This window comes from Streptomyces sp. C10-9-1, from assembly GCF_024497955.1.
Taxonomy (GTDB): Bacteria; Actinomycetota; Actinomycetes; order Streptomycetales; family Streptomycetaceae; genus Streptomyces; species Streptomyces sanyensis.
This window is the reverse complement of sequence record NZ_JANHKP010000001.1, coordinates 1-21,405: the sequence shown is the minus strand read 5'-3', so window position 1 is coordinate 21,405 and position 21,405 is coordinate 1. Positions and strand designations below refer to the sequence as shown.

The following is a 21,405-nucleotide window of genomic DNA, read 5'->3' as shown; positions in this document are numbered from 1 at the left end:
TGACGGGCATGGCCGACGCCGTGGAAATCGAAGCAGGCGGGCGCACCGTCAGGGTGTCCCACCCGGAGAAGGTCTACTTCCCCGAGCCCGGCTACACCAAGCTGGACGTGGTCCGCTACTACCTCGCCGTGGGAGAGGGCGCCACCCGCGCGCTGCGCGACCGGCCCACGACCCTGGAGCGCTACCCCGACGGGGTGAACGGGGAGTCCTTCTTCCAGAAGCGCGCCCCGAAGCACCTGCCGGACTGGATCCCCACCGCGCACATCACCTTCCCCTCCGGCCGCTCCGCCGACGAACTCTGCCCGCAGGAGCCGGCGGCCGTGCTCTGGGCGGCCAACCTGGGGGCCGTGACCTTCCACCCGTGGCCGGTCCGCCGCGCGGACACCGAGCACCCGGACGAGCTGAGACTCGACCTCGACCCCCAGCCCGGCACCGACTACACCGACGCCGTCCGCGCCGCCCACGTGCTGCGGGAGGTCCTCGACGACGCCGGGCTGCGCGGCTGGCCCAAGACCTCCGGCGGGCGCGGCCTGCACGTCTTCGTCCCCATCGAACCGCGCTGGACGTTCACCCAGGTCCGCCGCGCCGCGATCGCCTGCGGGCGCCGGCTGGAACGCAGGATGCCCGACCGGGTGACGATCAAGTGGTGGAAGGAGGAGCGCGGCGAGCGGATCTTCCTCGACTACAACCAGACCGCGCGCGACCGGACCATCGCCTCCGCCTACTCGGTGCGCCCCCGGCCCCACGCCCCCGTCTCCGCGCCGCTGCGCTGGGAGGAGGTCGACGACGCCCGGCCCGAGGACTTCGACCTGCGCACCATGCCCGGGCGCTACGCCGAGGTCGGCGACGTCCACGCGGACATGGACGACCACCGGTTCTCCCTGGAGGACCTGCTGGAGTGGGCGCGCAAGGACGAGGCGGACCACGGCCTGGGCGACCTGCCCTACCCGCCGGAGTACCCGAAGATGCCCGGCGAGCCCAAGCGGGTGCAGCCGAGCCGGGCCAAGGACTGACGGCGGGACCGGGCCGCGGCCGCCCCGGCTGCCGGTCCGCCCCGCCCGCCTGCCGTTGCCCCGCCCCCCCGCGCGCTGCCGGTCACCCGGCTGCCGGTCCGCCCCGCCCGCCTGCCGTTGCCCCGCCCCCCGCGCGCTGCCGGTCCGCTCGCGCGGCCCCGGCCGGTGGGCCGCGGAGCGGCGGCTCACCCCTCGGAGGCGTCCGCGTCCCGCACGTACCGGCGCCCGGTGAGGGAGCCGTGGGGCGAGGTCGCCGCCCCCCGCGGCCCGCTCCACGGGACCGCGGTCGCGGAAGCCCAGCTTCTCCAGCAGGCGCAGGGACGGCCGGTTCCCGGCCGTGACGTCCGCGCGCACCGAGGTGACGCCGTCGAGCGGGAACAGGTAGGCGACCAGCAGCCGCACGGCGCCGGTCGCCAGGCCGCGCCCCTGCGCGGCGGGCACGACCGTGCGGTAGATCTCCACCACGCCTTCCGTGTCGGTGGCGGTGCCCCCGACCGAGCCCAGGTAGGAGTCGTCCGCCGCGTCGGCGATGGTCAGCGACAGGACCTCGTGATCCGAGCCGTAGGCGGAGACCACGTGGTCGAGCATGCCCCGCGCGCCCTCCGCCGTCCTCTGCTCCGCGGTGAAGGCCATGTGGCGGGTGGCCTCGGGGTCCGTGAGGAAGGCCGCGAACGCCTCCCCGTCCGCCGGGCGGTGCCGACGCAGCGTGAAGCCCTCACCGGGCAGAAGTTCCGGACAGGGCAGCGGCACGGTGGCTCCAGGGGGAACACGGGGATCGGCCTCGGCACCCCGCACGGTACGTTCCCCCACCCTCCTGCCCCGGCAGGGCGCCTCGTCCCCGGAGCAGTGCCCCGCGGCACGGCCCGCCCGGCGCCGCGGGCCGTCCCGCCGGCGCCCGGGCCGCTCAGGGCGCCGCCGCGCTGCGCGGCCGCACGGCGGCCGCGGCCCGCGCCCGGGCCACCACCGGCGAGGTCCGCAGCGCCTGCGCCATGCCCACCAGGTCCCGGAAGCCCTCCGGAGGCACACCGGCCGCGCCGTCTGCCGGATCCCGCGGCACACGTCCGGCTCCGAGGCCCGCCAGCGCGGCGGCGACCATCGCCGCGTCCCCCACGGCCTCGGCGCGCTCCGGTCCGGCGCCCTCGGCGGCGGCCCGCGCCACGGCCGCGGCGCGCACCCGCCCGTCCAGGTGGGGGGCGAGTTGCAGCAGCCCGTCGTAGATGGCGGACTCCCGGGCGATGAGGCGCGCGCTCCCGTCGCGCCAGGAGACCGAGGGGCGGGCCGCGGCCGGGGCGATCCCGCGCAGCTCCCGCCACAGCGGGCCCAGACGGCGGTAGGTCCGGTGGGCGCGCCAGCACTCCGAGAGCGTGCCGCCCACCCGGGGCAGCAGGAAGCCCAGCCCGATCAGCAGCGCCGAGGAGGAGGCCAGCGGCGGGGCCGTGTGCGTGCTGAGCCCGTCCCAGTCCCGCCCGCTCCAGCGGGCGAAGACGGCCGCGAACTTGGCCGCGTCGTAGCCGAGGTTGAGCAGGAAGCCCAGGACCAGCAGGAGCAGCCCCCCGCGCAGCCAGCCGCCCACCCGCAGCGACCAGCGCCAGCACAGGCCGCCGGTGACCGAGGAGGCCACCAGGTGCGCCACCAGGTACAGCACGATCATCTCCCGCATGTACGGGGTCGTGGCGTAGTAGGTGTCCAGGTCGTGCACCCGCTCCACGGGGGCGTCCGCGAGCAGGAACAGCGCCCACAGGGCGGCGATCACGGCCAGGTAGACGCCGGCCACCCAGCGGGTGACGAACCGGGCCCTGCCGGGCCGCTCCTCGCGCCAGTGCACGACCAGGACCAGGCAGGACGCGCAGAACGCGGTCAGGACCGTGTAGACCAGCGGGGCACTGGCGTTGGGCACGCCCGTGAGGTCGTTGACGGCGACGATGGTGGGGGGCGCGGCGAACAGGAAGACCAGGCCCGCGACGAAGAGCAGCCCGCCCATGGAGAGCAGGAGCGGGTCCCGCCTGCTGCGGGCCAGTTCGGGGATCTTGGCGGCGAAGGCCGCGAACAGGACGGCGGCGGGGAGGTAGAAGTCCAGTCCGTCCATGTCACGCTCTCCGCCGGTGCAGGCGTCGCGTGGCGGGCGCGGGCGCCGCGGCGCGCGGAGCGGGCCGGGGGACGCGGGCGGTCCGCGGGGGTGCCGTCCCGCTGGTGTGGGCGTCCACCCGTCGGTCCTCCTTCGCTCCCCGGCATCTCGAACTCCCGTACGCGGCCGAGCGGGGCGGCCCATCCTAGTGCCGCGTCGGCCGGGTCCGCCCCGTCGCGTCGCCGGGTGCCAGCCGCCGCGTCGGCCGACGCGGTCCGCCGCGCGGCCGGTCCGGCACCGTGCGCCCCACCGCTGCGGGGCGGGCGCCTGCGCACCGCGCGACGCGCCGAGGCACGGCGACGGTGCGGCGCGGGACCCCTCCCCCCGGCAGAATCGGTGTCCGGCCGCCCCGCAGCCGGAAGCGCCGGGAGGCCCCGCCCCCGGGCCGCGGGGACCGTTGACGTGTCGTTGATCGGCCGTTTATCACCGCCGTGCAGGCTGGGCGCCATGCCGATGAACACGACGACGGAGCCGGCGCTGGCCTGGCAGGAAGCCGCGCTCTGCGCCCAGGCGGGACCGGAGTTCTTCTTCCCCGCACCCGGTTCCTCCACCCGCGAGGCCAAGCAGCTCTGCGGAGCCTGCGAGGGCCGTCAGGCCTGCCTGGAGTACGCCCTCGCCAACGACGAACGCTTCGGGGTCTGGGGCGGACTGTCCGAGAAGGAGCGCCTGAAGCTGCGCCGCGAACGCGGCTGACCCCGGCAGCCGGCCGCGCCCCCTGCCCGCCGGTGCCGCGTCGCCGGGCCGCGGCGCGATAAGCGGATGCCGCTCCCGCCCGCCCGGCGCTACGCTCCGGTCAACTTCACGGGTGGGGACCTCACATGGACGGGCGGATGACGGACGAGGAACTGGAGTCCTTCACGGACACGCTTGCGCGGCTGAGGGAGCTGCCGCTGGACGACCCGCTCCGCGGGCGTGCCGAGACGGCTGCCTCCCGGTTCGTCCGGGAGAGCCGCAACCGGCGCGTCAAGCAGGCCCGCCGGGCCCGCGCCGCCGCCGACCGGAGCCTGGCGGCCCGCACCGCCACGGGTGCCGCCGACCGCCGTGCGGACGCCCCCCTGACGGCCCCGGCCGTGACGGGCCCGACCGGTGAGCACTACCTCAAGCCCCGGCGCTGCTACGTGTGCAAGGAGCCGTACACCGAGGCCGACGCCTTCTACCACCGCCTCTGCCCGGGGTGCGCCGCGGACAACGCCGCACGGCGCGGGCTGCGCACCGACCTCGCCGGGCGCCGGGCGCTGCTGACCGGAGGCCGGGTGAAGATCGGCTTCCAGCTCGCGCTGATGATGCTGCGGGACGGCGCCGACCTCATGGTCACCAGCCGCTTCCCCGACGACACCCTGCGCCGCTTCCGGGCGGCCCCCGGCAGCGACGCCTGGCTGGACCGGCTGACCGTCGTCGCGGTGGACCTGCGCGACCCCCGCCAGGTCCTCGGGCTCTGCGCGCACCTGCGCCGGGACGGCACACCCCTGGACATCCTGGTCAACAACGCCGCCCAGACCATCCGGCGCCCGCCCGCCTCGTACGCGCTGCTGGCGGAGGGGGAGAGCGGCGACCCGGCCCCCGGGGTCCTCCTCGCGCCGGGGTACCGGCCCCACGCGGCGGTGGGCGCCCCGGCGGGGGCGCTCGCCCTGGTGCTGGGGGAGCCCGACGAGGCCGGGCTGCTGCCGGACCCGTCCGCCCGCAACTCCTGGACCACCGCACTGGGCGCGCTCGACCCGGCGGAGGTGCTGGAGACCCAGCTGGTCAACGCCCTCGCGCCGGCGCTGCTGGCCGACCGCCTGCTGCCGCTGCTGCTCGCCTCGCCCAGGGGCCGGGCCTATGTCGTCAACGTGTCCGCGGTGGAGGGCCGGTTCGCGGTCCGCCGCAAGACGGCGAACCACCCGCACACCAACATGGCGAAGGCCGCGCTCAACATGCTGACCCGCACCAGCGGCCCGCACCTCGCCCGGCAGGGCGTCCACATGTGCGCGGTGGACACGGGCTGGGTCACCGACGAGAACCCGGCCCCGCGGCTGGCGCGCATCACCGAGGCGGGGGGACGCACCCCGCTCGACGTGGTGGACGGCGCCGCCCGCGTCTACGACCCGATCGTGCGGGGCGAGGCGGGCGACCCGGTCGCGGGCGTGCTCCTCAAGGACTACCGGGAGGCCGCCTGGTGAGCCCCTCGGCCGGGCGGGCCGCACGCGGCGCGGGCACCGGCGCCTCCCTCCGCGCACCGCCCCGGGGCCCCGTCCGCACGCGGTGCGGCGCGCCGGGCGCCGCACCGGGCGGGGCGCCTCACTGCGCGGCGCGGGCCGCCATCCGCGCCTTGCGCGCGGCGAGCCGGTCGTCGAACTTGACGGCCTCGGCGTCCAGGCCGCCCATGTACAGGCCCAGCTCCTCCTGGGCCTTGGCGCCCTCCGGCCCCAGGCCGTCGATCTCCATGATCTTCAGGAAGCGCAGGACGGGCTCGAGCACGTCGTCGTGGTGGATGCGCAGGTTGTAGATCTCGCCGATGGCCATCTGGGCGGCCGCGCGCTCGAAGCCCGGCATGCCGTGCCCGGGCATGCGGAAGTTCACCACCACGTCGCGTACGGCCTGCATGGTCAGGTCCGGGGCGAGCTCGAAGGCGGCCTTCAGCAGGTTGCGGTAGAAGACCATGTGCAGGTTCTCGTCCGTGGCGATGCGCGCCAGCATCCGGTCGCACACCGGGTCGCCGGACTGGTGGCCCGTGTTGCGGTGGGACACCCGGGTGGCCAGCTCCTGGAAGGCCACGTACGCCACCGAGTGCAGCATCGAGTGCCGGTTGTCCGACTCGAAGCCCTCCGCCATGTGCGCCATGCGGAACTGCTCCAGCTGGTCCGGGTCGACGGCCCGGGAGGTGAGCAGGTAGTCCCGCATCACGATGCCGTGCCGGCCCTCCTCCGCCGTCCAGCGGTGCACCCAGGTCCCCCAGGCGCCGTCGCGGCCGAAGAGGGAGGCGATCTCGTGGTGGTAGCTCGGCAGGTTGTCCTCGGTGAGGAGGTTCACCACCAGGGCGATGCGCCCTATGTCCGTCACCTTGGACTGGCCCGGCTCCCACGCCTCGCCGTCCTCGAAGAAGCCGGGGAAGTTCCGGCCGTCGCCGAAGGGCACGTACTCGTGCGGCATCCAGTCCTTGGCGGCCTTGAGGTGGCGGTTCAGCTCCTTCTCGACCACCTCTTCGAGTGCGTACAGCAGCCGGGCGTCCGTCCAGGCGTCCGAGCTGCTGCCGAGGTGGGGAGAGGTGATCGTCACTGGTGCTCCTGGGGACGGGAGTGGTACTTACGGCTTCGTAGGTTACGAACCCGTAGGTTAAGCGGCCGTAAGCCTTCGGCCAAGCCCGGATCGGTGATGCCCCCTTGCGCACCGTTATGTCCCCAGGTGAGGAAGGGGTACGGCGGGGGAGGGGCGAGCGGAGACGCGGCTCGCAGGCCGCCCGCCGCCGCCCCCGCCGCCCGGTGCTATCCCGCGGCCCCCTCCGCCTCCGCCCCGCCGCCGAGTGCCTCCTCCCGGGGGACGTCCCGCAGGCCGCCGGAGTCCAGCAGCAGCCAGCGGGTGATCCCCGCAGAGGCGAGGAACGCCGGATCGTGGCTCGCGACCACCAGAGCCCCCCGGTAGGAGGCGAGCGCACCGGTCAGGCTGCGCACACTCGCCGTGTCGAGGTTGTTGGTCGGTTCGTCCAGCAGCAGCAGCCGGGGGGCCGGGTCCGCCAGCAGCAGCGCGGCCAGCGTCGCCCGGAAGCGCTCGCCGCCCGACAGGCCTCCCGCGGACTGGTCGGCCGCCGTCCCCCGGAAGAGGAACCGCGCGAGCTGCGCCCGGATGCGGTTGTCCGACGCGCCCGGGGCGAACCGCGCCACGTTCCGCGCCACGCTCAGCCCGTCGTCCAGCAGGTCCAGCCGCTGCGGCAGGAAGCGCAGCGGCACCTCGGCGACCGCCTCGCCGCCGAGCGGGGCCAGTTCCCCGGCGAGCGTGCGCAGCAGCGTGCTCTTGCCCGTGCCGTTGCGCCCCACCAGTGCGATCCGCTCGGGTCCGTGCACGTCCAGGTCCCGGGCGAGGTCCAGACCGTGGCGCAGCCGGAGCCCGCGCAGCCGCAGCACCCGGCGCCCGGGAGGGACGGCCGTGTCCGGCAGGTCGACGCGGATGGCGTCCTCCTCCCGCACCGCGCCCTCCGCCGCGCCGAGGCGCTCGCGGGCCCCGGCCAGCCGCTCGGCGTGCAGGATGCGGTGCCTGCCCGCGGACTCCTGCGCGGCACGCTTGCGCGCTCCCATCACGATCTTCGGCTCGCGCTTGGACTCCTGCATCCGCTGCCCGTAGCGCCGCCGGCGGGCGAGGCGCACCTGTGCCTCGGCCAACTCCCGCTTCTGCCGCTGCACATCGGCCTCGGCGACCCGGACCATGCGCTCGGCCGCCTCCTGCTCCGTGGCGAGGGCCTGCTCGAACTCGCTGTAGCGGCCGCCGAACAGGCGCACCTCGCCCTCGTGCAGGTCCGCGATGCGGTCCACCCGCTCCAGCAGTTCGCGGTCGTGGCTGACGACGACCAGTGCGCCCGGCCATCCGGCGAGGGCCTCGTGGACCCGGCGCCGGGCGTACAGGTCGAGGTTGTTGGTCGGTTCGTCCAGCAGCAGGACGTCCGGGCGGGCCAGCAGCAGTGCCGCCAGCCGCAGCAGGACGGCCTCCCCGCCCGACACCTCGCCGATGGTGCGGTCGAGGCCGATGTGCCCGAGGCCCAGCTGGTCCAGCGTGGCCCGGGCCCGTTCCTCCACGTCCCAGTCGTCACCGACGGCCGCGAAGTGCTCCTCGTCCGGATCACCGCCCTCGATGGCGTGCAGGGCCGCGCGGGCGGCGGCGATGCCGAGCGCCTGGTCCACCCGGGACGCGGTGTCGAGCACGACGTCCTGCGGCAGCCAGCCGATGTCCCCGACCGCGCGGACGGTGCCCGACGTCGGAGCGAGGCGCCCCGCGAGGAGCTTCAGCAGGGTCGACTTGCCCGAGCCGTTGGAGCCGGTGAGCCCCGTCCGGCCGGGGCCGATGGCGAGGTCGAGGCCCGAGAGGACCTCGGACCCGTCAGGCCAGGAGAAGGAGAGGGACGAGCAGACGACGTGGTGGTTGGCGGCAGTTGGCACGGTGGCCTCCCGGTTGCGTGGTGGAAGAGGGGCAACGGGTGGAGACACCGGGGCGGCGACGGGCCGCCGGCGCGGGGGACCGCGGACCGCTGCACGGGTGCAGGGGACGGGGCGGTCGGATACGGGCCGGGCGGAGGACGGCAGGGCGTCGAGGTCGCACGCGGCGCGCCGGCACAGGGCGGGCGGGCACGGTGTCTCAGGACCTCAGACGAGCAACGTCCTTCTCCGATCGACAGGGGGCAGAACCGAGGACGACAGTAGTCCGGGCGCATGCGCGGGGCCACCTGTTTTTCGGCGGCGGCGGCGACGACGGCGTCGGCGTGGGCGTCCCCATCGTGGGTGCGGGTGCGGGTGCGGGTGCGGGTGCGGGTGCGGGTGCGGGTGCGGGGCCGCCGGGCGAAGGCGCCTTCGGGCCTCGCGGGCCGCTCAGGGGGTGCCGCCTCCCAGCAGCAGTGCGAGGGCCCCGTCGAGGTCGAGGCGGTCCCGCTCGTCGCCGAGCGGGACCAGCTCCTGCGTGCGCCGGAGGAAGGTCAGCAGCTCGCCGGTGAGGAGGTGCACCATCGCCACGCCTTCCGGTGCGTGGAACTCCATCACCGTGCGGTCGTAGCCGAAGGGCCGCACCCGCACGTCGCCGAGGCCGGCGGGCGCCTCCACCCCCTCCGCCAGCAGCTCCCGGGCGAACTCCCAGGAGACGTCCCGGCCTTCCAGCGTCGCCGGGGCGGGAAAGTCGATGCGCACGGTGAACGGGTCCCGGCGGTCGTAGTGGAGCGTCGCGGGGACCGACTCCATCCGGGGTGCGGAGGCGACGAGCCGGGCCTGGACGGCCTGCTCGATGACGGTGGACAAGGGCCGCTCCTCAACCTGTGCCGCTGCCGGGGTGCCCGGTCGGCAGTGCTTCCGGGCACGCGCTGACCCCGGTACCGGAGTAGACGGCGCGAGGCCCCCGCACGTGCATCGGCCCGTGCCGTGACATGCGTCACCGGAACGTGACCCACCGGACGGGAGGCGGGCCGGACGCCGCCTCGCGCCCGGTCCGGCCAGCGGGCGGTGCCCTACCGGGAGCCCTCGGGGGCCCGGCCGTCTCCGTGGTGGTGCAGGTGGTAGTGCACATGGAAGTGGAGGTGGTGGTGCTCATGGTGGTGCACCTGCTCGTGCGGCTTCCCCGGCGTAGGCGGCTTTCCGCAGTGGCGGCCGGCCACGATGGCGGTGGGGTCGGCGGCGGTGTGCGTGGTGCTGTCGCCGCCCCCGGTGACCGTGGCGGTGTTGACGCCCGACGCCGGTGCGTCGCACGGCACGTGCACCGTGAGCGTGATCGGCGGGTAGCTGTCGCCGGGGCCCAGGACGTCGTCGCGGACGCAGGTGAGGGTGGCGAGTGCGCACTGCCAACCGGAGCCGCCGATCGCGGTGGCGGTGAGCCCGGGTGGCAGGGTGTCGTGCACGGTGACCGTGCTGCCGTCGGTCGGGCCGGGGCCCCGGTTGCCGGCGGTGATGGTGTAGGTGCCGGTCTCCCCCCGGACGAAGGAACCGGTGTGCTCCTTGGCGACGGTCAGGGACGGCGGGGGGAGGGCCCCGCCGTCGTAGCGGGCGAGCGCGAACGCGCTGCGGCCGCCCGGACTGCCGAGGCCCGCGGCGACGATCCTGCCGTCGGGCTGAAGGGCCACGGCCAGTGCCTGGTCGCTGGACCCGCCGAGGTCGGTGACGGCCGTGCCGCCGGTGCCGAAGGAGGTGTCCGGGTCGCCCGGTGCGGCCGCCGCCGCACCGGGAGAGAGTCATACCAGCAGGCCCGCGAGGGCCGCCGGGGCTCCGGCCCGGCGGGCCCGCGGCCCCCGGCGGCCACCGGTGCGTCCGGTACGCCGCCCGGACGGGGGAGCGCATCAGGGGAGACTCTGGACACGGCCATGCCGACTGCCTTTCCTCGTCATGCCTGCTCCTCGGAACAGCGGCGCCCGGCGCAGCCGCGGACACCGCACCGTGCCGCCCCCCGCCATCGCGGCAGGCGCCACGGCCCCGTGCGGCAACGGCGGTGGCCGGTGGCCGCAGCGGGTCCGTCGGAGCAGGTGGCACGGAGGGCACCCGGCCCGGACCGCCGGGTGGGCGGGGCGGGAAAGGGGCCCGCCCCGCCCCCCGGTTCCGTGCCCGGGAGCGTCAGGCGGCGGGCTGCTCCCGGTAGGCGGAGAGCGCGGGCGCCGTCTTCGTCGCCGCGAACTCCGTGATGCGGTAGGTGCAGACGCCACCCGAGACGAACGGGTCGCCCGCGGCGATCTCCTCGATCCGCGCCCGGTCGTCCGCCACCGCGAGGATGATGCCCCCGTCCCGAGGGTTCTTGCGGCCCGAGGCGATGAACACGCCCTGCGCGTACAGCGCGTCGAGCCAGGCGACGTGTGCGGGCAGCAGGGTGTCGACGCGGTCGACCGGGGCGGTGTACGTCAATTCCATTACGAACATGAACGGCAGGCTACCCACCCCGGCACCGTAGGCTGGGTGCCACCATGACGATCGTCGAAGCACCCGCGGACTGGCCTGCCACCGAGGAGGCGGCCCGTGCCCTCCAGGACGACCTGCGATGCCGTGTCGTCCTCGCGGACGAGGCGCCCCCCGTGGGCTCCGGCCGCGTGACCGGGGTGGACGTCGCCTACGACGACGGGCGCGACCTGGTGGCCGCCGCGGCCGTCGTGCTGGACGCGGAGGACCTCCACGTCGTCGCGGAGGCCACCGCGGTGGGCAGGGTGTCCTTCCCCTACGTCCCCGGTCTGCTGGCCTTCCGGGAGCTCCCCACGGTCCGTGCCGCGCTGGAGGCGCTCGGCACCGATCCCGGCCTCGTGGTCTGCGACGGCTACGGGCTGGCGCACCCGCGGCGCTTCGGCCTGGCCAGCCACCTGGGCGTGCTGACGGGCCTGCCGGCGATCGGCGTGGCCAAGAACCCCTTCGTCTTCCGCCACGAGGAGCCGGGCCCGGCACGCGGCGACACCGCGCCGCTCCTCGCCGACGACGGCGAGGAGGTCGGCCGTGCCCTGCGTACCCGCGCGGGGGTCAAGCCCCTCTTCGTCTCCGCGGGCCACCGCACCACGCTGGAGGCGGCCTGCGCCCACACCCTCCACCTGGCGCGGGACTTCCGCCTGCCGGAGACGACCCGGCGCGCGGACGCCCTGTGCCGTCGCGCTCTGCGGGAGGCGATCGGATCCCGGTGACCTCCCGCGGCCCGGTCAGCGGGAGTGGACCACCCGGAACGACAGCCCCGCGCTGCGCAGCCGCTCCAGCAGCGCGTCGCCCATCGCCACCGCGGTGGTCAACTGGCCCGATGCCTCGGGGAGTTCGTCGAGGGCGAGGCACAGCACGGACTCCGCCAGCATGACGGCCGTCTCGTCGTACCCGGGGTCGCCGCCGGCGACCTCGGTCAGGACGCGGCGTCCACCGCCCTCGCCCACGAAGCGGACGGAGAACCAGCTGCGGGCGCGGCGCTCCGCGCTCGGGCCGGTACCGGGCTCCACGAGGTCGATCAGCCGACGGCGCACCGGCGGGATCTGCGCGAGGGCCGCGCCCGCGCAGACGACCGCGGGCCCGGCGAGCGCCATCGGCAGCGTCCGGACCGAGGCGAAGTGCCGGTAGCGGAAGTCCGGTCCGTAGCGCTCCAGGGCGCGCGCGCTGCGCGCGACGATCGGCCCGTCGATGGTGGGCAGCGGCAGGGCCCAGGTCCCCGTCTCGCGGCGGAACCGGGGTATGCCGACGGGGGATGTGGCGCGCCGCCCGACGAGCCGGGGCTCGTGCAGGCGCCGCGCGCGGGCGGCCCGCAGCGTCTGCGTTCCGCGCCCCATGGCGGTGAGCGCGGAGGCGAAGGTGCCGCCCGAGAACATCGCGCCGGAGCGCACGAAGCCGTCGACCCGCAGCGGCACGCCCTCCGGCAGCTGCCGCACCATGTGGTAGGCGCCCAGGTCCGCCGGGATCGAGTCGAAGCCGCAGGCGTGCACCAGCCGGGCCCCGCTCTCGCGTGCCCTGGCGTCGTGCCGGACGAACACCGAGTCGATGAACTCCGGCTCCCCGGTCAGGTCCGCGTAGTGGGTGCCGGCCTCGGCGCAGGCCGCCACCAGCGCCTCGCCGTACCAGACGTAGGGGCCCACGGTGGTGGCGAGGGCCCGGGTGGACTCGGCGAGCTCGCGCATCGAGGCGGGGTCCGCGGCGTCCGCCACCACCAGGGGGAGCGAGGCGCAGTCGGGGTGCTCCGCGCTCAGCCGGTCCCGGAGCGCCTCCAGCTTCGCCCTGCTGCGGCCGGCGAGGGCCCAGCGGCAGTCGGCGGGTGCCCTGAGGGCGAGCCGGCGGGCCGTCAGCTCCCCGACGAACCCGGTCGCCCCGAAGAGCACGAGGTCGTAGGGGCGCGCGTTCTTGCTGTTCAAGGGCTCCTCCGCGGTGCGGCCCGCGGCTGCCCTCCGGCGCCGGGGCCGGGCGGGTCCCCCCGGGGGTCCGGGGAGCGGACCGCGGGTGATCCGTCCGGGAGACCCTAACGCGCCGCGCGGTCCCGCAGAAGAGGGGTTCCCCATCGGTAACCTGGCGGGCGTACGGAGCTAAGCGCTCGCTCGGAACAGGTGCCGGAAGCCCTTGTGCGCCCGGGGGCACCTTCTTATCATCGATGGTGTTACATCAACTGTGTCACACCTCTGGGGGTCGGCGGATGGCCGCATCGGGGAACGGACCGCTCGCCGGGGTGCGCGTGGTCGAACTGGCCGGCATCGGGCCGGGCCCGTTCGCCGCCATGCACCTGGCGGACCTCGGTGCCGACGTCGTCCGGGTGGACCGCCCCGGAGGGCCGGGCCTCGGTATCGACCCGGCCCACGACCTCACCAACCGCAACAAGCGCTCCGTGCTCGTCGACCTCAAGTCGGCGGACGGGCCCGCCCGGGTGCTGGACCTGGCCGCGGCGGCGGACATCCTGATCGAGGGCTACCGCCCCGGGGTCGCGGAACGGCTCGGCGTCGGGCCCGATGCCTGCCTCGCCCGGAACCCCGGGCTCGTGTACGGCCGGATGACGGGCTGGGGGCAGGACGGCCCGCTCGCGGACCGCGCCGGGCACGACGTCTCCTACATCGCCGTGACCGGCACCCTGTCCATGGTCGGCCGGAGCGGGGAGCCGCCGGCCCTGCCCGCCAATCTGCTCGGCGACTACGCCGGCGGCGCGCTCTACCTGGTCGTCGGCGTCCTCGCCGCCCTCCAGCACGCGCGCACCGAGGGCGGCACCGGGCAGGTCGTGGACGCCGCCGTCGTGGACGGCGCCAGCCACCTGGCCACCATGATCCACGGGATGATGGCCGCCGGCGGCTGGCAGGACCGGCGCGGCGGCAACCTCCTCGACGGCGGCTGCCCCTTCTACGGCACCTACGAGACCTCCGACGGCGAGTACATGGCCGTCGGCGCCCTGGAGCAGCGGTTCTACGAGGAGTTCGTCCGCCTGCTCGGCATCGCCGACACGCTGCCCTCCCGCAAGGACTTCGACCGCTGGGGCGAGCTGCGGGCCGCCGTCGCCGCCCGCTTCCTGACCCGTACCCGAGCCGAGTGGACGGCCCTCTTCGAGGGCTCCGACGCCTGCGTCGCCCCCGTGCTGTCCCTGCGGGAGGCCCCGCACCACCCGCATCTCGCCGCCCGCTCCACCTTCGTCGAGCACGGCGGCACCGTCCAGCCCGCGCCCGCCCCCCGCTTCTCCGCCACTCCCGGTGCGGTGCGCCGGGGACCCGCCCTGCCCGGTGCGGACACCGCGGAGGTCGCGCGGGACTGGGGCGTGCCCCTGACCGACCCCCAGGAGGACCGTTGAAGCGCCGGATCTTCACCGACGAGCACGAGGCGTTCCGGGAGACCGTGCGCACCTTCCTGGCCAAGGAGGTGCTGCCGCACTACGCGCAGTGGGAGAAGGACGGCATCGTCAGCCGGGCTGCCTGGCTGGCCGCCGGGCGCCAGGGGCTGCTCGGCCTCGCCGTGCCGGAGGAGTACGGAGGCGGCGGCAACGCCGACTTCCGCTACGCCGCGGTGCTGCACGAGGAGTTCACCCGGGCCGGCGCCCCCGGACTGGCGATCGGCCTGCACAACGACATCATCGGCCCGTACCTCACCGCACTGGCCACCGAGGAGCAGAAGCGGCGGTGGCTGCCCGGGTTCTGCAGCGGCGAGCTGATCACGGCCATCGCCATGACCGAGCCCGGCGCCGGGTCCGACCTCCAGGGCATCCGCACCACCGCCGAGGACCGGGGCGACCACTGGGTGCTCAACGGTTCCAAGACCTTCATCTCCAACGGCATCCTCGCCGACCTCGTGCTCGTGGTGGCGCGGACCACCCCCGAGGGCGGGGCCCACGGCCTGTCGCTGCTCGCCGTCGAGCGGGGCGCGGAGGGCTTCGAGCGGGGGCGCAACCTCGACAAGATCGGCCAGAAGTCGCAGGACACGGCCGAGCTGTTCTTCCGCGACGTGCGGGTGCCCAAGGAGAACCTGCTCGGCGAGCTCAACGGCGCCTTCGTCCACCTGATGACCAACCTGGCCCAGGAGCGGATGGCCATCGCCGTCGCCGGGATCGCGGCCGCCGAGCACCTGCTGGAGATCACCACGGCGTACGTCAAGGAGCGCGAGGCCTTCGGCCGGCCGCTGGCGAGGCTCCAGCACGTCCGCTTCGAGATCGCGGAGCTGGCCACCGAGTGCGCCGTCACCCGGGCCTTCCTGGACCGCTGCATCGAGGACCACGCCGCCGGCACGCTCGACGGCGTCCACGCCTCCATGGCCAAGTGGTGGGCCACCGAACTCCAGAAGCGGGCCGCCGACCGCTGCCTCCAGCTCCACGGCGGGTACGGGTACATGAACGAGTACCCCGTCGCCCGGGCCTTCACCGACGGGCGCATCCAGACCATCTACGGCGGCACGACCGAGATCATGAAGGAGATCATCGGCCGTTCGCTGCTCGGCTGACGGCGACCGGCACCCTCCCCGCCGGGCCCCATCCTCCCCGAAAGGCTGACACAAGGTGAGCACCGAAGCGTACGTGTACGACGCGATCCGCACCCCGCGCGGACGCGGGAAGGCCAACGGCGCCCTGCACGGCACCAAGCCCATCGACCTGGTCGTGGGCCTGATCCACGAGGTCCGGCGCCGCCTCCCCGACCTGGACCCGGCGGCGATCGACGACATCGTGCTCGGCGTCGTCGGACCCGTCGGCGACCAGGGCTCCGACATCGCCCGGATCGCCGCCATCGCCGCGGGGCTCCCCGACACGGTCGCCGGCGTCCAGGAGAACCGCTTCTGCGCCTCGGGGCTGGAGGCGGTCAACCTGGCCGCGATGAAGGTGCGCTCCGGCTGGGAGGAGCTGGTCCTGGCCGGCGGCGTCGAGTCGATGTCCCGCGTCCCCATGGCCTCCGACGGCGGCGCCTGGTTCGCCGACCCGATGACCAACCTCCAGACCGACTTCGTTCCCCAGGGCATCGGCGCCGACCTGATCGCCACCCTCGGCGGCTGGTCGCGCCGCGATGTGGACGAGTACGCGGCCCTCTCCCAGGAGCGCGCCGCCGCCGCGTGGAAGGACGGGCGCTTCGACCGCTCCGTGGTCCCCGTCACCGACCGCAACGGCCTGGTGGTCCTCGACCACGACGAGCACATGCGCCCCGGCACCACCGCCGACTCGCTCGCCGGGCTGAAGCCGTCCTTCGCCGACATCGGCGAACTCGGCGGCTTCGACGCCGTGGCGCTGCAGAAGTACCACTGGGTGGAGCGCATCGACCACGTCCACCACGCCGGGAACTCCTCCGGCATCGTCGACGGCGCCGCGCTCGTCGCGATCGGCAGCAAGGCGGTCGGCGAGCGCCACGGGCTCACCCCGCGTGCCCGGATCGTGTCCGCCGCCGTCTCCGGGTCGGAGCCGACCATCATGCTCACCGGCCCCGCGCCCGCCACCCGCAAGGCCCTGGCCAAGGCCGGTCTCACCATCGACGACATCGACCTGGTCGAGATCAACGAGGCCTTCGCCGGCGTCGTGCTGCGCTTCGCCGCGGACATGGGCCTGAGCCTGGACAAGGTCAACGTCAACGGCGGCGCCATCGCGATGGGCCACCCGCTCGGGGCCACCGGCGCCATGATCCTCGGCACGCTCGTCGACGAGCTGGAGCGCCGGGACAAGCGGTACGGCCTCGCCACCCTCTGCGTCGGCGGCGGGATGGGGGTCGCCACCGTCGTCGAGCGCCTCTGAATCCGTCCCGTCCCCTTCGGCCCTGTCTTACGGAGCAGCCACCACCATGAGCGAGTCCACCACCATCCGCTGGGAACAGGACGAGACCGGCGTCGTCACCCTCGTGCTCGACGATCCGGACCAGTCCGCCAACACCATGAACCAGGCGTTCAAGGCGTCGATCGCCCAGGTCGCCGACCGCCTCGAAGCGGAGCGGGAGACCGTCCGCGGAGTCATCGTCACCTCCGCGAAGAAGACCTTCTTCGCGGGCGGCGACCTGAAGGAGATGATCAAGGCCGGACCGGGCGACGCCCAGGCGGTCTTCGACGCAGGCATGGGCATCAAGCGCGCCCTGCGCCGCATCGAGACCCTCGGCAAGCCCGTCGTCGCCGCGATCAACGGCGCGGCCCTCGGCGGCGGCTACGAGATCGCCCTCGCCTGCCACCACCGCATCGCCCTCGACGCCCCCGGTTCCAGGATCGGCCTGCCCGAGGTCACCCTCGGGCTGCTCCCCGCCGGCGGCGGCGTCACCCGCACCGTGCGCCTCATGGGCATCGCGGACGCCCTGCTGAAGGTCCTCCTCCAGGGCACCCAGTACTCCCCGAAGCGCGCCCTGGAGGCCGGGCTGGTGCACGAACTGGCCGCCACTCCGGAGGAGATGATCCGGCAGGCGCGCGCCTTCATCGACGCCCACCCCGAGTCCCGCCAGCCCTGGGACACCCCCGGCTACCGGATCCCGGGCGGCACCCCCGCCCACCCGAAGCTCGCCGCCAACCTGCCCGCCTTCCCGGCCAACCTGCGCAAGCAGACCGCGGGCGCGCCCTACCCGGCGCCGCGCAACATCCTCGCCACCGCCGTCGAGGGCTCCCAGGTCGACTTCGAGACGGCGCAGGTCATCGAGGCCCGCTACTTCACCGAGCTGGTCACCGGCCAGACGGCCAAGAACATGATGCAGGCCTTCTTCTTCGACCTCCAGGCCGTCAACTCCGGTGCCAGCCGCCCGAAGGGCGTCGCGCCGCGGACCGTCTCCAGGGTCGCCGTCCTCGGCGCCGGGATGATGGGCGCGGGCATCGCCTACTCCTGCGCCCGCGCGGGCATCGAGGTCGTGCTGAAGGACGTCACCGAGGAGGCGGCCGCCAAGGGCAAGGGCTACTCCGCGAAGCTGTGCGCCAAGGCCGTCTCCCGCGGCCGCACCACGCAGGAGAAGGCCGACGCCCTGCTCGCCCGGATCACCCCGACCGCCGACACCGCCGGCCTCGCGGGCTGCGACGCGGTCATCGAGGCCGTCTTCGAGGACACGGGCCTCAAGCACAAGGTGTTCCAGGAGATCCAGGGTGTGGTGGCGACCGACGCGCTGCTGTGCTCCAACACCTCCACGCTGCCGATCACCGCACTCGCCGAGGGTGTCGAGCGCCCGGCCGACTTCGTCGGTCTGCACTTCTTCTCCCCCGTGGACAAGATGCCCCTGGTGGAGATCATCAAGGGGGAGCGCACCGGGGACGAGGCCCTGGCCCGCGCCTTCGACCTGGTGCGGCAGATCTCCAAGACGCCCATCGTGGTCAACGACTCCCGTGGCTTCTTCACCTCCCGGGTCATCGGGCAGTTCATCAACGAGGGCGTGGCCATGGTCGGCGAGGGTGCCGACCCGGTCTCCGTGGAGCAGGCCGCCGCACAGGCCGGATATCCCGCCAAGGTGCTCTCCCTGATGGACGAGCTCACCCTCACCCTGCCCCGCAGGATCCGGAACGAGACCCGGCGGGCGGTCGAGGAGGCGGGCGGCACCTGGACGCCGCACCCGGCGGAGGCCGTCGTCGACCGGATGGTCGACGAGTTCGACCGGCCCGGCCGCAGCGGCGGCGCCGGCTTCTACGAGTACGACGCGGACGGCGCCCGCACGCGGCTGTGGCCGGGCCTGCGCGAGCACTTCACCCGCCCGGGAACCGAGATCCCCTTCGCGGACATGCAGGAGCGGATGCTCTTCTCGGAGGCGCTCGACAGCGTCCGCTGCCTGGAGGAGGGAGTCCTGACGACCGTCGCCGACGCCAACATCGGCTCCCTCATGGGCATCGGCTTCCCCGCGTGGACCGGCGGCGTGCTCCAGTACGTCAACGGCTACCCGGGAGGGCCGGCCGGCTTCGTGGCACGGGCCCGCGAACTGGCGGACCGCTACGGGGACCGCTTCCTGCCGTCGGCCGGGCTGGTGGAGATGGCGGAGCGGGGCGAGGTCTTCACCGACGCCCGGTGACGGCCCGGGCGGCGGGCCACCGCCGTCCGGCGCCGTCCGTCACGCCCGGCTCCCGGGACCGGTCGCGGTCCCGGGAGCCGGGCGTCGTCCCGGGTGCGCCGCCGCCCTGCGGGCCGCCGTCACCCGCCCGCAGGCGGCACCCCGTCCGCCTCGAACGCCGCCCGCAGCTCCTCGCGCAGCGACCTCTGGAACGCCGTCACCAGGGCCTGCACCACCATCGGCTGCATGTGCGCGGAGAGGGACTTCATGGCCGCCAGATGGTCCCCGTCCCCCTCCCGCTCCCGGTAGGGCCCCCAGACCTCGTCGCGGAAGAGCCGCGACAGCTCCTCGGCCGCGGCGCGCGCGTGCTCCAGCAGGACCGTGCGCGAGGCGAGGATCGTCTCGTGCGCGATCGGCACGTCCAGCAGTTCCAGACCCAGGCGCAGCAGCGAGCAGTCCAGGCGCAGCACCCCGCCGGACGTGCGGTCCAGCACCCCCATCGCGGCGAGCCGGTCGACGTCCGCCTCGCGCAGCTCCCGCCCGGCCTTCCGCTCCAGCTCCTCCCGGGTGACCTCCTCGGCCGACTCCGGCGCCCAGGAGGCCACCAGGGCCCGGTGGATGGCCAGGTCCCGGTCGCTCAGGTCGTCGGGGAGCTGCTCCAGGTACCGCTCGATGGCGGCCAGCGTCATGCCCTGGCGCTGCAGCTCCTCGATCAGCGCGAGCCGGGACAGATGGCCGGAGCCGTAGCGGCCGACGCGGCGCGGGCCGATCTCGGGGGGCGGCAGCAGGCCGCGGGTGCCGTAGAAGCGGATCGTGCGCACGGTGACCCCGGCACGCGCGGCCAGCTCGTCCACGGTCAGGGCCGGCTCCCCGTTCCCGTCCGCCATACCCGTCCTTCCGTCGCCGCCTCCCGCGTGCCGTGCCGCCGCGGTCCGGCTCAACAGTATTGCTGTCTCACCGGGACTGCGAAGTCCTCGCGGGACGCCCCCTGCCTCCAGGGGGCGGCGGCCGCGGGGGCGGAGGAAATCGGGGGTGCCCACCGAAGAAGCGTCGTACGTTTGTTCTATGACGACGATCGAGTACGTACGGGGGGACGCCACCGCGCCCCGGGGCGGTGGCGCCAGGATCATCGCCCATGTGTGCAACGACTCCGGCGGCTGGGGCAAGGGCTTCGTGCTCGCCCTCTCCCGCCGGTGGCCCGGGCCCGAGGCCGCGTTCCGCGCATGGCACGCGGACGGCTTCGCCCTCGGGGACGCGCAGTTCGTCCGGGTCGAGCCCGATCTGTGGGTGGCGAACATGGTGGGCCAGCACGGGCTGCGCACCAAGGGGAGCACGGCCGTGCCCGTGCGGTACGCGGCGATCGACACGGCGCTCGGGACCCTGGGGGACAGGGCGCTGGAACTCGGCGCCTCCGTGCACATGCCCCGCATCGGCTGCGGACTTGCGGGCGGCGAGTGGTCCCGTGTGGAGCCGCTGGTCACCCGGCGCCTGGTGGCCCGGGGCGTGGCGGTGACGGTGTACGACCACGAGGGCGGTGACGCGGGGCGGGCCTGAGGCGGGGGAGTGGCGCGCCGCCACCGTGCCCCCGGGGATCCCCGCGAGGGCACCCCGGCCCACGGGGCCCGTCCGCCGCGGCCCGGACGGGAGATGCGGCGGACGGGCACCGATACCGCCCGGGACAGGCCCCGGGGCGGTATCCGTGCGGGGCCTGTCCCCCGGCGGACGGGCGGGACAGGCCCCGGGCGGGCCTCAGCCGCCGATCACCGGGTAGTGGTCGGAGAGGTTGGTGTAGGTGTAGGTCCTGCCCCAGCTGGACACGGACCACGGGGCGCTCTGCTCCTTGACCACGTCGTTGGTCCAGCCGCCGGGCCTCGCGTGCCCGGCGCGGTGCAGCACGTAGTCGAGGTCCTCGCGGGGGTCGTCGGGGTAGCGGTACGCCGCGATCGAGTTGTCCCGCGTGTCGAAGGAGTAGGCGTGCCCGGTCCGTGCGTCGGAGTCGACCAGCCCCGCGTCCGCGAGCATCGTCGCGTGCTCGGCGCTGTGCCGGTCCACGTTGAAGTCCCCCGCGACGACGACCTGCTCGGAGGCGGGGATGTCCTTGCCGTCCAGGAAGGCGTCCATGGCCCGGAACTGGCGGCTGCGCATCAGCGCCGCCTCGCCGGAGCCGCAGCCGGGGTCGGTGGACTGGGCATGCGTCCCGACCACGTGGACCCGGGTGCCGTCGACGTCCAGCACCACGTAGACGAAGCCCTTGTTCGACCACCAGTCCGCGCCGCAGGCGTCCTTGTAGACGTACTGCTCCTTGCGCAGGATCGGCCACTTGCTCAGCACGGTGACACCGCCGTCCTCGGGCGTCGTCGCCGAGTAGGCGCCCCCGGTGGCGTCCCAGCCGCTCTTGCTGCGGCCCATCACCGGGGTCTGGTACGGGTACTGGGAGGCCGCGTTCGACTTCAGCGCCTCGGAGGAGGAGTTGTCGAAGGCCTCCTGCAGGACGACCACGTCGTTGCCCTGGAAGAACGAGGTCCGGGGGATGGCGGAGGCCCTGTGGTCCTGGCCCCAGTTGGGGTACAGCGTCTTGCTGAACAGGAACGCGTTGTAGCTGAGCACCTTCAGCCGCGGGGTCTCGTAGGTGTCCGCCGCGGCCGATGCCGAGGGTGCGGCGGTGGCGAGTGCGGTGGCCGAGAGTGCGGCGGCGAGCGCCGCGCCCAGGGCGCGGCGGAGCGTGGAGGTCGGCA

At 74.7% G+C, this 21,405-nt stretch carries 18 protein-coding genes and 1 pseudogene; 9 read left to right on the top strand and 10 right to left on the bottom strand.

Translation table 11 applies throughout. From position 1 onward, the window contains the following. The first annotated feature begins 8 nt into the window (after window positions 1-8). The gene (ligD, locus tag NPS70_RS00095; RefSeq protein WP_256521315.1) at window positions 9-1,013 is read left to right on the top strand and encodes a non-homologous end-joining DNA ligase; all 1,005 of its coding nucleotides are present in this window, start codon (window positions 9-11) and stop codon (window positions 1,011-1,013) included. A 348-nt stretch (window positions 1,014-1,361) separates the two neighbouring features. Here ligD and NPS70_RS00090 read toward each other — a convergent pair. Further along, window positions 1,362-1,763 (bottom strand): annotated as a pseudogene (locus NPS70_RS00090) (GNAT family N-acetyltransferase); the annotation flags it as partial. A 154-nt stretch (window positions 1,764-1,917) separates the two neighbouring features. Next, a complete protein-coding gene (locus tag NPS70_RS00085) occupies window positions 1,918-3,099 on the bottom strand; it encodes an MAB_1171c family putative transporter (RefSeq protein WP_256521314.1) in 1,182 nt (393 codons plus the stop codon). A 486-nt stretch (window positions 3,100-3,585) separates the two neighbouring features. Here NPS70_RS00085 and NPS70_RS00080 point away from each other — a divergent pair, with 486 nt between their 5' ends. Both NPS70_RS00080 and NPS70_RS00075 read left to right on the top strand, forming a co-directional pair. Further along, complete coding sequence (locus NPS70_RS00080) at window positions 3,586-3,831, top strand: WhiB family transcriptional regulator (RefSeq protein WP_256521313.1); 246 nt, start codon at window positions 3,586-3,588, stop codon at window positions 3,829-3,831. 137 nt (window positions 3,832-3,968) lie between these two features. Beyond that, window positions 3,969-5,297 carry an SDR family NAD(P)-dependent oxidoreductase gene (locus NPS70_RS00075; protein ID WP_256521312.1) on the top strand — a complete coding sequence of 443 codons (1,329 nt, stop codon included), beginning with the start codon at window positions 3,969-3,971 and terminating at the stop codon, window positions 5,295-5,297. Window positions 5,298-5,415: 118 nt separating this feature from the next. Here the strand turns inward: NPS70_RS00075 and NPS70_RS00070 are convergent, their stop codons facing one another. From NPS70_RS00070 to NPS70_RS00050, 5 genes are all read right to left on the bottom strand, one after another. Next, entirely contained in the window at window positions 5,416-6,393 is a 978-nt protein-coding gene (locus NPS70_RS00070; protein WP_256521311.1) for an acyl-ACP desaturase, read from the bottom strand. 206 nt (window positions 6,394-6,599) lie between these two features. Next, entirely contained in the window at window positions 6,600-8,261 is a 1,662-nt protein-coding gene (locus tag NPS70_RS00065; protein WP_256521309.1) for an ABC-F family ATP-binding cassette domain-containing protein, read from the bottom strand. 426 nt (window positions 8,262-8,687) lie between these two features. Further along, window positions 8,688-9,107, bottom strand: a complete 420-nt coding sequence (locus NPS70_RS00060; protein WP_256521308.1) for an SsgA family sporulation/cell division regulator — start codon at window positions 9,105-9,107, stop codon at window positions 8,688-8,690. Window positions 9,108-9,313: 206 nt separating this feature from the next. Next, the gene (locus tag NPS70_RS00055) at window positions 9,314-9,922 is read right to left on the bottom strand and encodes a hypothetical protein (protein ID WP_256521307.1); all 609 of its coding nucleotides are present in this window, start codon (window positions 9,920-9,922) and stop codon (window positions 9,314-9,316) included. A 484-nt stretch (window positions 9,923-10,406) separates the two neighbouring features. Further along, window positions 10,407-10,706: a YciI family protein gene (locus tag NPS70_RS00050; protein ID WP_256521306.1), complete on the bottom strand. Its 300-nt coding sequence runs from the start codon at window positions 10,704-10,706 to the stop codon at window positions 10,407-10,409. 44 nt (window positions 10,707-10,750) lie between these two features. Here NPS70_RS00050 and NPS70_RS00045 point away from each other — a divergent pair, with 44 nt between their 5' ends. Then, complete coding sequence (locus NPS70_RS00045; protein ID WP_256521305.1) at window positions 10,751-11,449, top strand: endonuclease V; 699 nt, start codon at window positions 10,751-10,753, stop codon at window positions 11,447-11,449. A gap of 15 nt (window positions 11,450-11,464) precedes the next feature. On the opposite strand, the gene NPS70_RS00040 is transcribed toward NPS70_RS00045, so the two are convergent. Then, entirely contained in the window at window positions 11,465-12,649 is a 1,185-nt protein-coding gene (locus tag NPS70_RS00040) for a trans-acting enoyl reductase family protein (RefSeq protein WP_256521303.1), read from the bottom strand. Between the two features lie 275 nt (window positions 12,650-12,924). Here NPS70_RS00040 and NPS70_RS00035 point away from each other — a divergent pair, with 275 nt between their 5' ends. From NPS70_RS00035 to NPS70_RS00020, 4 genes are read left to right on the top strand one after another with little or no spacing between them, the layout of a single operon-like run. Next, the gene (locus NPS70_RS00035; RefSeq protein ID WP_256521302.1) at window positions 12,925-14,058 is read left to right on the top strand and encodes a CaiB/BaiF CoA-transferase family protein; all 1,134 of its coding nucleotides are present in this window, start codon (window positions 12,925-12,927) and stop codon (window positions 14,056-14,058) included. Further along, window positions 14,055-15,197, top strand: a complete 1,143-nt coding sequence (locus tag NPS70_RS00030; protein WP_256521300.1) for an acyl-CoA dehydrogenase family protein — start codon at window positions 14,055-14,057, stop codon at window positions 15,195-15,197. The genes NPS70_RS00035 and NPS70_RS00030 overlap by 4 nt, the downstream gene beginning before the upstream one ends. A gap of 55 nt (window positions 15,198-15,252) precedes the next feature. Further along, complete coding sequence (locus tag NPS70_RS00025; RefSeq protein ID WP_256521299.1) at window positions 15,253-16,467, top strand: acetyl-CoA C-acetyltransferase; 1,215 nt, start codon at window positions 15,253-15,255, stop codon at window positions 16,465-16,467. Between the two features lie 46 nt (window positions 16,468-16,513). Beyond that, window positions 16,514-18,691 carry a 3-hydroxyacyl-CoA dehydrogenase NAD-binding domain-containing protein gene (locus tag NPS70_RS00020; protein WP_256521298.1) on the top strand — a complete coding sequence of 726 codons (2,178 nt, stop codon included), beginning with the start codon at window positions 16,514-16,516 and terminating at the stop codon, window positions 18,689-18,691. 119 nt (window positions 18,692-18,810) lie between these two features. On the opposite strand, the gene NPS70_RS00015 is transcribed toward NPS70_RS00020, so the two are convergent. Further along, window positions 18,811-19,557 carry a MerR family transcriptional regulator gene (locus tag NPS70_RS00015; protein ID WP_256521296.1) on the bottom strand — a complete coding sequence of 249 codons (747 nt, stop codon included), beginning with the start codon at window positions 19,555-19,557 and terminating at the stop codon, window positions 18,811-18,813. Between the two features lie 178 nt (window positions 19,558-19,735). On the opposite strand from NPS70_RS00015, the gene NPS70_RS00010 reads away from it, so the two are divergent. Further along, window positions 19,736-20,224 (top strand): macro domain-containing protein, encoded by a 489-nt coding sequence (locus tag NPS70_RS00010; RefSeq protein WP_256521295.1) that lies wholly within the window; start codon window positions 19,736-19,738, stop codon window positions 20,222-20,224. Between the two features lie 195 nt (window positions 20,225-20,419). Here NPS70_RS00010 and sph read toward each other — a convergent pair. After that, window positions 20,420-21,405: sphingomyelin phosphodiesterase (gene sph, locus NPS70_RS00005; RefSeq protein WP_374211911.1), on the bottom strand; the 986-nt coding region annotated here is incomplete at its 5' end.

Coding starts and splice junctions, on each gene's coding strand:
- NPS70_RS00045 (WP_256521305.1), top strand. CDS start 10,751: ATGACGATCGTCGAAGCACCCGCGGACTGGCCTGCCACCGAGGAGGCG.
- ligD (WP_256521315.1), top strand. CDS start 9: ATGGCCGACGCCGTGGAAATCGAAGCAGGCGGGCGCACCGTCAGGGTG.
- NPS70_RS00015 (WP_256521296.1), bottom strand. CDS start 19,557: ATGGCGGACGGGAACGGGGAGCCGGCCCTGACCGTGGACGAGCTGGCC.
- NPS70_RS00020 (WP_256521298.1), top strand. CDS start 16,514: ATGAGCGAGTCCACCACCATCCGCTGGGAACAGGACGAGACCGGCGTC.
- NPS70_RS00035 (WP_256521302.1), top strand. CDS start 12,925: ATGGCCGCATCGGGGAACGGACCGCTCGCCGGGGTGCGCGTGGTCGAA.
- NPS70_RS00075 (WP_256521312.1), top strand. CDS start 3,969: ATGACGGACGAGGAACTGGAGTCCTTCACGGACACGCTTGCGCGGCTG.
- NPS70_RS00010 (WP_256521295.1), top strand. CDS start 19,736: ATGACGACGATCGAGTACGTACGGGGGGACGCCACCGCGCCCCGGGGC.
- NPS70_RS00085 (WP_256521314.1), bottom strand. CDS start 3,099: ATGGACGGACTGGACTTCTACCTCCCCGCCGCCGTCCTGTTCGCGGCC.
- NPS70_RS00050 (WP_256521306.1), bottom strand. CDS start 10,706: ATGTTCGTAATGGAATTGACGTACACCGCCCCGGTCGACCGCGTCGAC.
- NPS70_RS00080 (WP_256521313.1), top strand. CDS start 3,586: ATGCCGATGAACACGACGACGGAGCCGGCGCTGGCCTGGCAGGAAGCC.